The sequence below is a fragment of the Verrucomicrobiia bacterium genome, assembly GCA_019634635.1.
In the GTDB taxonomy this organism is placed as follows: domain Bacteria; phylum Verrucomicrobiota; class Verrucomicrobiia; order Limisphaerales; family UBA9464; genus UBA9464.
Window position 1 is genome coordinate 35,289 of sequence record JAHCBB010000010.1, and the last position, 13,819, is coordinate 49,107.

Annotated in this window: 13 protein-coding genes; 4 read left to right on the top strand and 9 right to left on the bottom strand. The window is 66.0% G+C overall.

Translation table 11 applies throughout. From position 1 onward, the window contains the following. Window positions 1–232: 232 nt before the first annotated feature. The 6 genes from typA to KF791_08950 all read right to left on the bottom strand — a co-directional run bounded on the left by typA (window position 233) and on the right by KF791_08950 (window position 5,631). On the bottom strand, window positions 233–2,068 hold the full coding sequence (gene typA / locus KF791_08925; protein MBX3732704.1) for a translational GTPase TypA: 1,836 nt from the start codon (window positions 2,066–2,068) through the stop codon (window positions 233–235). Window positions 2,069–2,137: 69 nt separating this feature from the next. After that, the gene (locus KF791_08930; protein ID MBX3732705.1) at window positions 2,138–2,584 is read right to left on the bottom strand and encodes an RbsD/FucU family protein; all 447 of its coding nucleotides are present in this window, start codon (window positions 2,582–2,584) and stop codon (window positions 2,138–2,140) included. 35 nt (window positions 2,585–2,619) lie between these two features. Continuing rightward, entirely contained in the window at window positions 2,620–3,336 is a 717-nt protein-coding gene (locus KF791_08935; protein ID MBX3732706.1) for a type II secretion system protein, read from the bottom strand. Between the two features lie 101 nt (window positions 3,337–3,437). Next, window positions 3,438–4,829 carry a twin-arginine translocation signal domain-containing protein gene (locus tag KF791_08940; GenBank protein ID MBX3732707.1) on the bottom strand — a complete coding sequence of 464 codons (1,392 nt, stop codon included), beginning with the start codon at window positions 4,827–4,829 and terminating at the stop codon, window positions 3,438–3,440. 80 nt (window positions 4,830–4,909) lie between these two features. Next, entirely contained in the window at window positions 4,910–5,332 is a 423-nt protein-coding gene (locus KF791_08945) for a type II toxin-antitoxin system VapC family toxin (GenBank protein MBX3732708.1), read from the bottom strand. After that, the gene (locus KF791_08950) at window positions 5,329–5,631 is read right to left on the bottom strand and encodes a type II toxin-antitoxin system Phd/YefM family antitoxin (GenBank protein MBX3732709.1); all 303 of its coding nucleotides are present in this window, start codon (window positions 5,629–5,631) and stop codon (window positions 5,329–5,331) included. The genes KF791_08945 and KF791_08950 overlap by 4 nt, the downstream gene beginning before the upstream one ends. Window positions 5,632–5,783: 152 nt before the next feature. Here KF791_08950 and KF791_08955 point away from each other — a divergent pair, with 152 nt between their 5' ends. The 3 genes from KF791_08955 (at window position 5,784) to gap (ending at window position 9,186) form a co-directional block, all read left to right on the top strand. Next, window positions 5,784–6,953 (top strand): glycosyltransferase, encoded by a 1,170-nt coding sequence (locus KF791_08955; protein MBX3732710.1) that lies wholly within the window; start codon window positions 5,784–5,786, stop codon window positions 6,951–6,953. Between the two features lie 256 nt (window positions 6,954–7,209). Next, window positions 7,210–8,052 (top strand): polysaccharide deacetylase family protein, encoded by an 843-nt coding sequence (locus tag KF791_08960; protein MBX3732711.1) that lies wholly within the window; start codon window positions 7,210–7,212, stop codon window positions 8,050–8,052. Between the two features lie 69 nt (window positions 8,053–8,121). Continuing rightward, window positions 8,122–9,186 carry a type I glyceraldehyde-3-phosphate dehydrogenase gene (gap, locus tag KF791_08965; GenBank protein ID MBX3732712.1) on the top strand — a complete coding sequence of 355 codons (1,065 nt, stop codon included), beginning with the start codon at window positions 8,122–8,124 and terminating at the stop codon, window positions 9,184–9,186. A gap of 104 nt (window positions 9,187–9,290) precedes the next feature. On the opposite strand, the gene KF791_08970 is transcribed toward gap, so the two are convergent. Next, entirely contained in the window at window positions 9,291–10,688 is a 1,398-nt protein-coding gene (locus KF791_08970) for a S8 family serine peptidase (protein ID MBX3732713.1), read from the bottom strand. Window positions 10,689–11,351: 663 nt separating this feature from the next. Between KF791_08970 and KF791_08975 the strand changes: the two genes are divergently transcribed. Further along, entirely contained in the window at window positions 11,352–11,900 is a 549-nt protein-coding gene (locus tag KF791_08975) for a redoxin domain-containing protein (protein ID MBX3732714.1), read from the top strand. 115 nt (window positions 11,901–12,015) lie between these two features. Here the strand turns inward: KF791_08975 and iscX are convergent, their stop codons facing one another. Together iscX and xylA are read right to left on the bottom strand one after the other, a co-directional pair. Continuing rightward, on the bottom strand, window positions 12,016–12,216 hold the full coding sequence (gene iscX / locus KF791_08980; GenBank protein ID MBX3732715.1) for a Fe-S cluster assembly protein IscX: 201 nt from the start codon (window positions 12,214–12,216) through the stop codon (window positions 12,016–12,018). An 87-nt stretch (window positions 12,217–12,303) separates the two neighbouring features. Next, window positions 12,304–13,629, bottom strand: coding sequence for a xylose isomerase (xylA, locus tag KF791_08985; GenBank protein ID MBX3732716.1), 1,326 nt, complete (start codon window positions 13,627–13,629; stop codon window positions 12,304–12,306). Window positions 13,630–13,819 lie beyond the last annotated feature (190 nt).

Genomic DNA, 13,819 nt, shown 5'->3' on the forward strand with positions numbered 1-13,819 from the left:
CGCCCCACCATCGGAAGGCGAGCTCGAGCCCCACCAGCGGGTGAGGTCGGTGGGGCGAGGCTCCTGCCGAGCCGTGCGTGCGACTGCAAGCGGGACCTGTGGGGACTCCACAAGCGGACGGCGCAGGAGGACCTTTGCCCTACCGGGTCACGCCGTCAGCATGGGTGGAACTTCGGCATCCGTGGTTGCCCGGCCAATCGGCTGCCGGACATGCCCTCCGACCCCGGGGACCCTACTCCGCCACGAAGCGGAGCTTGCGGGACTTTTCGGCCCGCTTGCGCTGGTTCTCGTCGAGGATTTTCTTGCGCAGACGCAGGCTCTTCGGCGTCGCCTCGACGTATTCGTCCACGTCAATGTACTCCAGCGCACGCTCCAGGCTGAGCTTGAGAGGGGCGTTGAGCTGGATGCCCTTGCCATCCCCCTGGGACCGCATGTTGGTGAGCTTCTTCTCCTTTACCGGATTGACCGGGATGTCCTCCTCGCGGGCGTTCTCGCCGACGATCTGCCCGACGTAGACGGCGTCGCCCGGCACGACCATCAGGCGTCCGCGTTCCTGCACCATGTTGAGGGCGTAGGACGTCGCCTCCCCGGCCTCCATGGCCACGAGGGATCCGTTCTTGCGGGCGGCAATTTCGCCGCGGTCGGGTCCGTATTCGTGGAACAGGTGGCTCATCACCCCCATGCCCTTGGTGGAATTGACGAGGTCGGTCTCGAATCCGATCAGCCCGCGCATCGGAACGAGGGCCTCGACGGAAACCTGATTTCCCACGTGGTTCATCCCGGTGATCTGGGCCTTGCGATGGGAGAGGTTCTCAAGGATGGCGCCGAGGTTTTCCGACGGCACGTCCACGAACACCTTTTCGATCGGCTCCAGCGGGTTGCCGTCGGCATCCTTCTTCCAGAGCACCTCGGGACGCGACACCAGCACCTCATAGCCTTCGCGGCGCATCTGCTCGACCAGGATGGCGATTTGCATCTCACCGCGTCCGGAGACGGAGAACACCTTGGGATCCGGCGTCTGGGCCACCCGGAGCGCCACGTTCGTGCGGGTTTCCTTCACCAGCCGTTCCCAAAGGTGCCGGGCGGTGACCATCTTGCCCTCCTGTCCGGACAGCGGGCCGTCGTTGACCGCGAATTCCATCTGGATCGTCGGCGGATCGGTGGGGATGTACGGCAGCGCCGGGCGGGCCTCGCTGTCGCAGATCGTCTCGCCGATGAACACCTCCTCGAAGCCCGTGATGCCGACGATGTCGCCGGCGTGGGCCTCCTGGATCTCGATGCGCTTCATCCCCTCAAAATGGTAGATGGCGGTGACCTTGTTTCGGGTGATCCGGCCGCTGCCATGGCGGCAGATGGCGGGATCGCCGACGCGCACCTTGCCCTCGTAGATCTTGCCGAACGCGATCCGGCCCAGGTAGTCGCTGTAATCCAGGTTGGCCACGAGCAACTGGAACCCGTCGCCGGCATGGGCGCGCGGCGGCGGGATGTGCCGGGTGATCGCCTCAAAGAGCGGTTCCATGGTGCCCGTGACGTGGTCGAGTTCGACCTTGGCGTAGCCCTCCTTGGCCGAGCAGTAGATGAAGGGGAAGTCGAGTTGCTCGTCCGTGGCATTCAGCGCCATGAACAGCTCGAACACCTGGTCGAGCACCTTCTTGGGCTGGGCGTTCTCCCGGTCAATCTTGTTGATCACCACGATCGGCTTGGCCCCGGCCTCCAGCGCCTTGCGCAGTACAAACCGCGTCTGCGCCTGCGGACCCTCGGCCGAATCCACGACGAGCAGCACGCCGTCAATCATGTTCATGATCCGCTCGACCTCGCCTCCGAAGTCGGCGTGGCCCGGGGTGTCCACGATGTTGATGTGGTAGTTCTTGTATTTGAAGGCCGCATTCTTGGCCCGGATGGTGATGCCCTTCTCCTTCTCCAGATCCATGGAGTCCATGAGGCGTTCCTCACGGATTTCGTGCTGGTTTTCGCGGAAGGTGCCGGATTGCTTCAGCAGGCAGTCCACCAGGGTGGTCTTGCCGTGGTCCACGTGGGCGATGATGGCGATGTTCCGGATGTGCAACATAAGGGCAGGCCTGCGGACAGGCGAGCCGGGAACCATGGCCAGTGGGCGGGGAAGGTCAAGCACGGGCGCTCACGCCGTGCGACAGCCAAGGGTGAGCAGCACATTGGCCCACAGGGACAGGTCCCCGGTCTGAATCGTGAGCACATGGTCCGGCGACTCCACCGCACGGTAGAAATCCCACTTCTGGATTGGTGCCAGCGACAGGCCCAGACCGGCGGCGGCGATTTCGGCCCGGAATTCGGCCCAGACCGGCGGCTCGCCGTACGCGGCATACGGATCGTCTGGCGGAATGCCCATCGTGTGAATCTCGTCCACGGGCACCGCGCCGAGCACCGCACGGAGCGCCTGGAGCACGGTGACGCACCCGGGCGACAGATTCAGCGAGACCACGGTGGCATTGGGCCCCTTCTTGGTGGCCGCCGGGTAGTTACCGTCGGCGATCAGCACTCGCGAATGGTGGCCGGCACGGCCCAGCACCGCATTGATCTCCGGATGAATCAGGGAGTGCTTCAGCATGGGAGGGTCGCCGGTTCCTGTCGTGTGCCGCAGGGTTACTTGAGGTCCTCGCCGGTCCGCAGGCCCCCGATCGTCCAGTCCAGATTGAACTCGCCGTATGGTGCGGTGCGGTTCATGCGGTTGGTCTTCACATACTCGGAGTGGCCGTCCACAAACAGCAGCGGCCAGCCCCCGCGCCCGTGCGCGAGATTCCGGTCAAACGCATTCCCAAATTCGGGCTCGGCAAAGCAGCTGGTGATGGCCTTCTTGGAGGGGGAGCCGACTTCGGTCGTCCGTCGCTGCGTCAGGCGGGCTCCCTGGTCGTCGTTGTAGAACTGGTGATAGTAATAGTAGGAGTTGCCGAAGAGCAGATCATTGGTCCGGATGCCCCCGTTGCCCGCGCCATGGACCCGCACCCAGGCCACGTTCCACGGGGGTGGCTTGTCGCCGGGGCACAGGTAGAACGACCGGTTGTTGGTGCTGATGTAGGGATTGAAGAGGTGGAGCAGATCCACGAAGGGCATGTGCGGCCAGGCGCGCCCCGAGTAGGGGAAGCGGTCCTGGTGATCCCCGGTGTACATCGCCATCGTGACACCGATCTGGCGCAGGTTGGACAGGCAGCGGACGGTCACCCCGCGCATCTTCGCCTTTCCGAGCGCCGGCAGCAGCATGCCGGCAAGAATCGCGATGATGGCGATGACCACGAGAAGCTCGATGAGCGTAAACGCAAGCGCCACGCGCGCCCCGGGCCTTCGACAGGATTCCGCGGTCATGGGGTGGAGCGTGCCATGTCGCCGGGGGGCTCGTCATCACCGGATTCGATTTCACAGCCGGCGGTGCGGCCTCCGCCAGCTCCCGCGGATGCATCCCATCATCACTCCCACTCCAGCCGGGACCTGCCCCGCGGAAGATCCAGGCAGGCGGTCATCTCCGGCCCGTTTCGACACCAGGTGTTGCGCTCGAGAAGGCGGGGTCCGGATACCTCCCGCAAGGGCACCACGTCGCCGGCGCGCCGCAGCTTCAACGGGCCGGTGGGCATGGCGCTCCAGCGGAGGGTGAGGTCGGGACAGGAAAACGGCGCGTGCAGGGCGAGAGCGCCGGTCTGGTGCGTCAGCGTGGTCAGCTCACGTGCCGCCCAGTACCGGGACAACTCGCTGAGCTTCATCCAGTGCAGGTGGTCGTAATGCTCCTTGAGCCGTCGGACGACTTCCTGGAAGACATGAAACCCGGTGTGCAGCCCGTTGAAATAGAATCCTGTCCAGTGGGCGAGCATCATCGCAGGTTCGCCCCGTCCGATGACCTCGACCAGCCGGCCCGCCTGCCCGTCGGCAGTGATGAAGCGGTCGGCACCCTCCGGCTCCGAGTTGTCCCAGCCGCCCGTCCAGTCGCCGGTGCAGGCGATCATGCTGACAACGCAGCGCGGGTCCGGACCCTGAAGTCCGGCCGCGAGTTCCACCCGCGGCGCAACGCTTTCGTCACCCGTATCGTACAGGTGCCGGAAGTAGTGCGGGATTTCGGCCCCGAAGACCTCCCGGACCGACTGCAGGCTGGCCTCGGCGAGCTGTGGCAGAGCGCGGGTGCCATAGCCGCCCGGGGTGGTGACCCCCTCGCAGTGGAGTCCGACCTCCTTGAGGATGCGCAGCGCATACGCCTGGTAGGCGGCGATTTCGTCCGCGCTGCGTCCCGTGGTCCATTCCCAGTTCTCCATCGTGCGCAGCGAAACCTCCGGGAAGGGGTGTCCGGTGCGCAGGTCAATGACCCGCGTGTGCGTGACCATTTCCGGATGGAAATCCCAGTTCGGCGCGAGCGTGGTGCGCAACAGGTCCAGGGACTCGTCGAGCTCGCGGCGGGTCCAGCCGGGCAGCCCGCGGTCAAGTCGTCCGACGCAGGCAGGCTGGGGCACGACACTGTATTTGCCCTTCACCCCCTCAGTGGCGCACCACTCGGCGAAGGTGCGCACAAACCGGTCGGGGATCTCCACCGGCCACTCGCGCCAGTCGCGGTGATACGCCGGATTGGCGTATCCGAATGCCTCGTCGAACTGCGGCATCGCGAACCGGTTCAGGTTCACGAGGCAGGTGGAGTCGTCAATGATGAGGCCCACCGGCACACGGTCCCGCGGGAGCAGCACCCGTACCCCCTCGGACGGGACGGGACGGTCCCCCGCCGGCTGGGACCAGGAGAGGCCGCCTGCCATGGCACCAGCCCCGCCGGCGGCCTGGCGCAGGAAGCGGCGACGTGAAACAGGGCGACCGGGTGCAAGCATGAGTTCCTCCGTCCACGAGCGTGGGCCGGGAGTCCTGATCCGACAAGGATCGACCGGTTGGCGACCTGGACCGGATCGGGTCAGGTCAACACATCAAACCCCTCCAATCTGGCGGCGGTAGCCAACCGGTCATCGGCGCAGACGAACGGAAGGGTGCGGGGATCATGCTGGCAGGCGACCAGGGCTGCGGCCAGCTGAAGCGCGTCTGCCGCGCGCAGCGGGTGGATGCGGAGCAGGCGAGCGGCCTGCCTGCGGACAGGATCCGCCGGCTCCACCGCCACCCAGAATTGTTCGAACTGGCGCAGTCGCGCTTCGGCGGCCTCCGCGTCTGCCGCACGCAACGCCCCCTCCCGGACCAGTCGCCGCAGGGCGGAGGCGCACTCCACCGCGGTTGCCCACCAGACCAAAATGGTGAGGTCAGATCGGAGGAGGTGCTCCCGGGCCGTGGTGGCGGGCTCCTGGACCATCAGGGGCACCAGGGCCGAGGTGTCCCAAAACTTCACCGATTCTCCTCGCGTTCCGCGATCACGGCGTTGACGCCGCTCCGGCCCGGTTCGAGTCGCGGCGCCGGAAGTGCCCGGAGCTGTTCGAAGATGGATCCCGCCTGTCGGGGGCGGCGGATGAGTCCCTCACGCTCCAAGGCCGCCAGCCGAAGGTCCTCGGGCAGCGTGTTGGCGATCACCGGCTCCAAGCGTGCCACCGGAACGTCGCGGTCGAGGATCAGGACGCCGTGGCCCGCCTTGGCCGCCCGGAGGAGTTCGCTCAGATTGTTTTTTGATTCGGTTACCGTGGCTACTTTCATCAAGCTAGATTGGCCATGTTAAAAAGGGTGTCAAGGCCGTGAGGGCTCGCGGAACCGCCGGAGCTTGCACGGGCGGCAGGGCTGAGGTTGGGTGACCCGGCCGATGGCGTTGCGGCTGAATTCCGGGAGCGCGGCGTGACGGCGTTGTCCCGATGCCCCTGCGCGTGCTCCAATTGAACACCCTCCTGACCGGAGGCGGCACGGATGACCAGTGCGTAAAGCTGGCCGGCGGACTGCACCGCGCGGGCGTGGACGTCCGGATCGCGGGCCCGGCCGGGCGCGAGTTCGCCGCCGAGGCGCAACGCCTGGGGGTCGCCCTCCACGACACCGGCGCCGAGGGCCCGATCAAGCTGCGCTACATCGCCGTGGTCGCCCGTTGGATCCGGCGGTGGCGTCCGGACGTCGTCCATGCCCACCACGGACGCGACTACTGGCCGGCCATCCTGGCCACCCGGCTGTCCGGGAAACGCCCGCGTCTTGTGTTGTCGCGACATCTGGCCAAGAGCCCGGGTTCGTGGCCCGGACGCCGATTCGTGCTGGGACAATGCGATGCCCTGGTGGCCTGCTCGCACTTCGTGGCCAGGGTGCTCACGGAGGGGCATGCCGATCCGGAGTCCCCGGAGGTCGAGCGGCATTGGCGTCCTCCGATGTGCGGCGATGCCCGGAAAATTCTCGTCGTATATGGCGGGTTCGAGCTGGACCGGTTTTGTCCGGCGCCATCCCCGGACCCGGCGGTAGGGGCGATGCGACAGCAGTGGGGAGCCGAACCCGGCGACTTTGTGTTTGGTGTCGTCGGTGGCTTCACGCTTCCGCGGGGCAAGGGGCAGCGGGAATTCCTTGCGGCCGCTGCGCGCATTCGTCCGGCGGTGCCGCGCGCCCGGTTTGTGATCCTGGGTCGCGGCAGTCTCGGCCCGGTCCTGGAGGCGGATATTCGCAGGCTCGGGCTGGGCAGCGTCGCCTCGCTTCCGGGTCACTGTAGTGACATGCCGACGGCCATGAATGCGTTGGACTGCATGGTGCATCCCCAGATTGGCACCGAGGCGATGCCCGGAGTGGTCATCGAGGCGCATGCGTGCGGGCGTCCAGTGATCGCCTCGTCCCTTGATGGCATTCCGGAAGCATTTGAAATCGGGGGACTCGGCCGTCTGGTGCCTCCCGAGAATGTGGACGCACTGGCCGCCGCGATGGCCGGCGTGGCGGCCGCGGATCCGCCGTCCCCGGAACTCCGGCACGCCGTCCATCAACGGGTCGCGTCGCGCATGTCGTTGGACCGGTATGCGCGGGAGATGCTTGAGCTCTATCGGGAGTTGCTTCGGCGGTGATTGCCTTGAGGCCATGAGGCGGGGGCTGGCGCGCCTCGCGGACCTTTCTGCGTTCATGGCTCCCGGGGGAAGTGCTGGCCGACCACAGCGCGCTTGAGCGGATCCCCCTCTGGGGTACGCTCCATTGCGTGCTGTCCATGAAGGATGAGGCGGTCCACCGCCGCCGGATGTGGTTTCGGGGATCTGCAGAACGCTTCGCCCTGATGGACTGGCTCGAAGCCTGCACGGAGTCGAGGATTCGTCCGGCACCGGGTCCATGGCCTCTCTGATGTTGCGGCACCCTGGAATGGATGCTTCGGACGGCCATGCGGATCCGGCGTCCGGAGTGCCCGGCTGTTACACCTCGCTGGCGCTGTTCGCGAACTGGTTCTTGGGGGGCGGGCTTCCCGTGCTCATGTACCACAAGCTGGGACGGTGTCCCCCACGGACCCGGTTGCGGGGTCTGTACGTGGATCCCGCGTTATTTCACCGGCAGCTGGCGGAGCTGGCGGACGCGGGGTTTCGCTCGGTGGAGCCGGGGGGGGGGCCAGGAGCGGCCGGAAATCCCGGCCGCCAGGTGGTCCTCACGTTTGATGATGGTTTTGAGAATGTGCTGCGGCTCGGACTCGAGCCGCTGCGGGCGCAGGGAATGTTGGCAATTCAGTACCTGGTGCCCGGATTGCTCGGCCGTTCCAATGAATGGGAGCAGCGCGAGGGCGAGGTGTCGGAGCGGTTGATGGATGCCGTCCAGGTCCGGGAATGGTTGGCCGCGGGACACGGAATCGGGGCGCACACCTGCACGCACCCACGGCTCACAGAGATTCCCCTGAACGAGGCCCGCGAGGAGATTCGGGCCTCAAAAACGATGCTGGAGGATCAATTCAACGTTCCGGTCCGGCACTTTTGCTACCCGTACGGCGACTGGAACCCGGCGGTGCGGGATGCCGTGGCCGAGGCGGGTTACGAAACGGCGTGCACCACGGCACCCGGGCTGAATCAATCCGGCGGTGATCCCTTCCGGCTCCGGCGTCTGACGGCCCGGCGCACCCCCGTTCAATGGAGAACGCTGGGGACCTGTTTTCGGTTGTGGCTCGTCGGACGGGGTCAGAAAACCCGTTGACCCAACCGGCTCCACCGATAGGCTGACGGTTCTGTTTACGGACAATTTGGCTCAACGAAATCAAGAACTATGGCTGTCAAAGTTGCGATTAATGGGTTCGGTCGGATCGGGCGTCTCGTGTTCCGGGCGATGGTGGAGCAGGGGTTGGTGGGGCGCGAGGTCGAGGTGGTGGCCGTCGGGGACATCGTTCCCGCCGACAACCTGGCCTACCTGCTGAAGTACGACTCCATTCAGGGCCGGTTTTCCGGGACGGTCGGCAGCCGCAAGTCCTCACCCGACAAAACCGACGACGACATCCTGATCGTCAACGGTGCCGAAATACACGTGGTGAGCGCGCGCACCCCGGCCGAGCTGCCGTGGAAGGCGATGGGCGTGGACATCGTGATTGAGTCCACCGGCCTGTTCACCGACGCCGACAAGGCGAACCCCAAGTCAGCCTACGGCCACATCACCGCCGGAGCCCGGAAGGTCATCATCTCCGCTCCGGCGAAGAACGAGGACATCACCGTCGTGCTCGGGGTGAACCACGAGAAGTATGACCCGGCCAAGCATCATGTGATCTCCAACGCCAGCTGCACCACGAACTGCCTGGCGCCGGTCGTGCACGTGCTCCTGAAGGAGGGGTTTGGCATCGAGGAGGGGCTGATGACCACCGTGCATGCGTACACGGCGACCCAGAAGACGGTGGACGGTCCGTCCCGCAAGGACTGGAAGGGCGGACGGACCGCGGCGCAAAACGTGATCCCGAGCACCACCGGCGCCGCGAAGGCCGTGGCGCTCGTCTGCCCCGAGGTCAAGGGCAAGCTCACCGGCATGGCGTTCCGCGTTCCGGTCCCGACGGTGTCCGTCGTGGACCTCACGGTCAAAACCACCCGGGACACCAGCTATGCCGAGATTTCCGACGCCATGAAGCGCGCCAGCGAGACCTACCTGAAGGGGATTCTCGAGTGGACCTCGGACGAGGTGGTGTCCAGCGACTTCATCCATAGCAGCGCCTCGTCGGTGTTTGACGCCGGCTCGGGGATCGAGCTGAACAAGCGGTTCTTCAAGCTGGTGAGCTGGTATGACAACGAGTGGGGCTACAGCAACCGGGTCGGGGACCTGGTGAAGCTGATCCTTGCCAAGGGACTCTGAACCCACCGCCTGGAGGCTCACGGGCCGGGAGCGGGGTGAATCCATCCCTCGCCCCGGCCCGCTTTCGTTTTGGAGGACTCCATCGGCGGGGCCTCCCTGCGCGGTCAGGGATTAAAGGGCATCTGGGTGAGAATCGCCGTGCGGACATCCGCCAGCGGCTTGCCCGTGCGGGCCGCGTAGCCGGCACCCATGCCCGCGGTGAGCGCGGTCGCCGGAGACGTGCCGTTCACCACCCAGTTCATGCCATTGAAGGGGACCACGCTCGTGCCCGGGGCGCCCACGTCCACATAGCTGCCATAGTTGGCCCAGGGCATGCGCTGTCCGTCACGGTTGATCGCGCTGACGGCGATGACTGCCGGATCCGCTGCGGGAAAGAAGGGGGCATCCGTACCGTGGTTGCCCGCCGCGACGAAAACCAGTCCGCCCTGATTGACGAACGAGCCGAGGGCATCGCTCAGCAGGGGGCTTCCGTTGGGGCCACCGAGGCTCAGACTCAGAATGGACACGCCATCCTGCGCGGCCTGGAACACCGCCTGGGTCACGTCAAAGGTCGTGGCAGCCTCGTTGCCCCCGTAGGCATTGTACAACCGGAGGCGAACGGTGGACCCGCCCTCGGAGTTGTCGGCCATCTCCAGTCCCTTGAGGAAGGTTTCGGCCATGGCCGTGCCGTGCCAGATCCCCTCGTCGGCCGGCTGTCCGGGCACGATGTCCGTCCGGGACAGCACAAAAGCCTCCCGACCGTTGGAGAGCGGTTGCGCGGCCGTATCAATGATCCCGACCACGAGCTGTTCGCCATCCGGGGCAAACCGGGGCTGGAGGGTGCCGCCCGCCGCCGCTGCCGGTGTCGCGACGTCGGACGCAGCCTCCGCGGGCAGTTCCCACCGGTAGTTGTTTTCCACCGCGGCCACCTCCTCAAGCAGCGCCTCCAGTTTGCGGCGGGCTGCCTCGGCCGCCTCCGGGGTCTCGAAGCGCAGGCGGTAGGCGTTGGCCGACGCCAACTTGCCCACCACCACGCCGCCCAGGGATTGGGCGAGGGATTCAATGGATCCCTTGAAGCCGGGCTTAAGGCGGACAATCAGTTCGTTGACAATGCGCCCCGCCCTCGGGGGCATCGCAATCCGGCGGGTGGCCTGGTCGCGATCCGTCCGGTAGATCAGCAGACGGGAAGGACCGGAAGCCTGGGGTTGGAGGGAGAAGTTGAGACCGCCGAGGAGCCGGGTCAGGGCCTGGCGCGGTGCCAGGTCCGAGAATGTGGCGTGAATGGGCCGGTCGGTTCCCGGTTCCACGTAGACGTCCCAGCCGGTGGCCTCTGCGATGCGCCCAAGCACCCGGGTGAGCGGCCAGCCGCTGATCCGGGCATCCACACGGTTGGATGATGCCACCCAGTTGAGCGAAGAGGCCGCGGGATCCTGCGTGGCCCCGCGCACCGGAAGGGCAGGGAGGACCGCCAGGGCCACACAGGCGATCAGCCACAGTGGACGTTGACCAAACCGGAGAATCATTGCGGAGAGGACGCCTTCGCGGCGGCGCCCGCTAACACAACACCGCGCGGGCCGCGGGGTTGCGCGACCGCTCTTGGTTTGCGGCGAGGAATCATTCATTAAACCGGCGCAGGCTAGGGCGAGGGACGGAGAGTGACAATGCAGGGCCCGCGAAAATCTGAGCCGTTCTATCCAATCGCCGGGACGGACCGCGTGTCGCGGTCCCCGATCAGGTCCGCGCCTGCAATGGGTGGGGTTGCCGCACGGTGACGTGGGACCTCGTGGTCCCGGATCTGAATGGGGCTGTCGGCACGCCAGCCCTCCCGGTCGGGAGGGACCACGTTCCACCGGCGGCCCGGACCGCTTCCGTCGCGATTGTGGACGAGTGCCGGGGAACGCGTGACGCTTCATCACCCGGGCGCTTCCCCCGATCCCCGCAATGACTCCACGCACCCGGCGGAGCAAATATCGGACGTGCGGAGCCCATCCCTACCGCGGGATCCCGCTCCCGGGAACGGAGCGGACGCCGCCGCCGTTTCCAGTAATGCATCGGCGATGAGACCGACCCATCCCTGCATGTCCCTAAAATCTGTCCTGCGTCCCACCCCTGCCGATCCCTGCCCGTCACCTGCGGCAAAGCCGCCCAGGGCGGTTCGCTGGCATGGCCGGCAACCGTATTCTGGAATGCTCCTGACCATCCTCTGCCTGGCTGCCGGGCCCTCGCGGGCGGCGTCTCCGGAGGACTTCGCCGTTCCCTCCGTGCCGGCGGGAAGCACGTTCCAATTGGCCGCCGCCCGGGGCTCGTACGTGGCACTCCATTTCCTCCTCAAGACGGAGTGTCCGATCTGCCTGAGACACGTGCGCGAATTTTCCCGCCGTTCCGGAGAGCTGGAGGGAGTCGTTCAGGTCTTTCTCAAGCCGGACAGCGTCGAGGATATCGAACGTTGGATGAACAGCCTTGGCGACGGTGTTCCGTCGGCCCCGATCATTTATCGCGATGCCGGGGCGGCCCTCGCCCGGGCCTACGGGATTCCGGACGGCTACCGGTTCCACGGCGAAATCGTTCACTATCCCGCCCTCATCCTGCTCGATCCCGACGGGAAGGAGATTTTTCGTCACGTCGGCAGGAACAACACGGACCGCGTGAGCTTTGGTCAACTGGCCGAACAGGTGGCTGCGGCGAAGGCGCGCAACGCGGCGACGCCCTCCCCCGCTCCGGCTCCGGCTCCCTGAAGGCGCCTCCCTTGTGGGTGGCCTTTACCATGCCGATGCCGGGATTTGCCGGAGCGGTCGCTGCACCGGTCGCCAGCGTGGTCCCGCATCGCAAGCCCCCGAAGCGGGGTTGCGGTTACGAACGTTCCTCAAGCCACGCCATCTGGATGTTCTCGAGGATTTTCTCGTTGGATGCCCCCGGGGCATCCGAGAAGTCCTCCAGTTCGCAGACCATCGCGTGCAACTTTGGAAAGCTCAGCTTGAGCGGATCTTGATCCGGAAACTTGTCCATCAATGCCCACGCGATTTCATCGGAGTCCTTCCAGGTCAGCTTCATGACCATGGACTCCTCGCGTGCGATGCCCCGGGCGTCAAGCGACCCGGGCAGGGCGCGGCTTCGGCAGGTTGACGGGGGCGTCGCGAGTCAGATGAACTCATTGAAAATCGCCTCCAGGAGTTCCTGCCGTCCGCTTTCGAGGTCGCGCACGTCGCCGAGGGCCAGGGCGTGCCGCTCGCAGTCGGCGAAGGTCGCCTTGCCTGCCTCGATCTTTGCGCCGATGCCGCTGTCCCAGCTGCGGTACCGATTTCGGACAAATGCGTCCAGACGTCCGTCGGCGCGCACCCGGGCCGCGATCTTGAGGCCGCGGGCAAAGGTGTCCATGCCGGCGATGTGCGCATAGAAGAGGTCCTCGGACGTGAAGCTCTCGCGGCGCACCTTGGCGTCGAAATTCACCCCACCGTGCGTGAACCCGCCGTACTTCAGCACGGTGAGCATGGTTTTCGCCGTCAGGTACAGATCGGTCGGGAACTGGTCGGTGTCCCATCCGAGGAAGTAGTCGCCCATGTTGGCATCAATGGATCCCAGGGCACCGGCCGCCCCGGCGACCTCCAGTTCATGCTCCATGGTGTGGCCGGCGAGCCAGGCGTGATTGACCTCGATGTTCAGCTGGAAGTGCTCCAGCAGTCCGTATTCGCGCAGGAAGTTCAGGCAGGCGGCGGCGTCGGAATCGTACTGGTGCCGTGTGGGCTCCTTGGGCTTGGGCTCGATCCAGAAGGGGCCGCGGAATCCGAGCTTCTTCTTGTACGCGACCGCCATGTGCATGAAGCGCGCCAGATGCTCCATCTCGCGCTTCAGGTCGGTGTTCAGCAGGGAGGCGTAGCCCTCGCGTCCACCCCAGAACACATACCCCTCACCCCCGAGCTCGTGGGTCCATTCCAGCGCCTTCTTCACCTGGGCGGCGGCGAAGCAGAAGACGTCGGCGTTGCAGCTCGTCGCGGCCCCGTGCATGTACCGGGGATGCGCGAAGTTTTGTGCAGTGCCCCAGAGCAGGCGGATGTCCGAGTCGCGCTGGAGCTTGAGGAGTTCCTTGCCGAGGGCGTCGAACTGGGCATGCGCCTCCTTCAGCGAGCGGCCGTGGGATCCCAGATCCCGGTCGTGCCAGGCGTAGAACGGAATGCCCAGCTTGCCGGCGAACTCGAAGAAGGCCTGGGCCCGGGCGATGGCCTCGCGCGTGCTGCACTCACCGGTCGCCCAGGGGCGCTGGGCCGTGCCCCAGCCGAACTGATCGCCGCCCACCCCCCGCATCGTGTGCCAGTACACCGCGGCGAAACGCAGATGATCGCGCATCGCCCGTCCCTCGACCTGTTCCTCGGGGTTGTAGTGTTTGAAGGCCAGCGGATTCCTGGAGTCAGGTCCTTCGTAACGGATCGTCCCGATCTTCGGGAAAAAGGATTTCGGGGTCTTCGGCATACGCGCGTTGGATGAGGGACGCTAGGAAAGCCTCGCGGCCCTGGGAAGCGGGGAATTGGGAAGGCGGCTGTTCGGAGTGCCTCTCAATTTCTTGGAGGAGGCGGAAAAGTCTCCCGGTCCAGGAACTCCCGTCTCAAGAGAGCCACGACCCAAACCGGTTGGGGCGAGTTTTCAACGTGCACGCAACCGC

Coding starts and splice junctions, on each gene's coding strand:
- typA (MBX3732704.1), bottom strand. CDS start 2,068: ATGTTGCACATCCGGAACATCGCCATCATCGCCCACGTGGACCACGGC.
- KF791_08930 (MBX3732705.1), bottom strand. CDS start 2,584: ATGCTGAAGCACTCCCTGATTCATCCGGAGATCAATGCGGTGCTGGGC.
- KF791_08935 (MBX3732706.1), bottom strand. CDS start 3,336: ATGACCGCGGAATCCTGTCGAAGGCCCGGGGCGCGCGTGGCGCTTGCG.
- KF791_08940 (MBX3732707.1), bottom strand. CDS start 4,829: ATGCTTGCACCCGGTCGCCCTGTTTCACGTCGCCGCTTCCTGCGCCAG.
- KF791_08950 (MBX3732709.1), bottom strand. CDS start 5,631: ATGAAAGTAGCCACGGTAACCGAATCAAAAAACAATCTGAGCGAACTC.
- KF791_08955 (MBX3732710.1), top strand. CDS start 5,784: ATGCCCCTGCGCGTGCTCCAATTGAACACCCTCCTGACCGGAGGCGGC.
- KF791_08960 (MBX3732711.1), top strand. CDS start 7,210: ATGGCCTCTCTGATGTTGCGGCACCCTGGAATGGATGCTTCGGACGGC.
- gap (MBX3732712.1), top strand. CDS start 8,122: ATGGCTGTCAAAGTTGCGATTAATGGGTTCGGTCGGATCGGGCGTCTC.
- KF791_08970 (MBX3732713.1), bottom strand. CDS start 10,688: ATGATTCTCCGGTTTGGTCAACGTCCACTGTGGCTGATCGCCTGTGTG.
- KF791_08975 (MBX3732714.1), top strand. CDS start 11,352: ATGCTCCTGACCATCCTCTGCCTGGCTGCCGGGCCCTCGCGGGCGGCG.
- iscX (MBX3732715.1), bottom strand. CDS start 12,216: ATGAAGCTGACCTGGAAGGACTCCGATGAAATCGCGTGGGCATTGATG.
- xylA (MBX3732716.1), bottom strand. CDS start 13,629: ATGCCGAAGACCCCGAAATCCTTTTTCCCGAAGATCGGGACGATCCGT.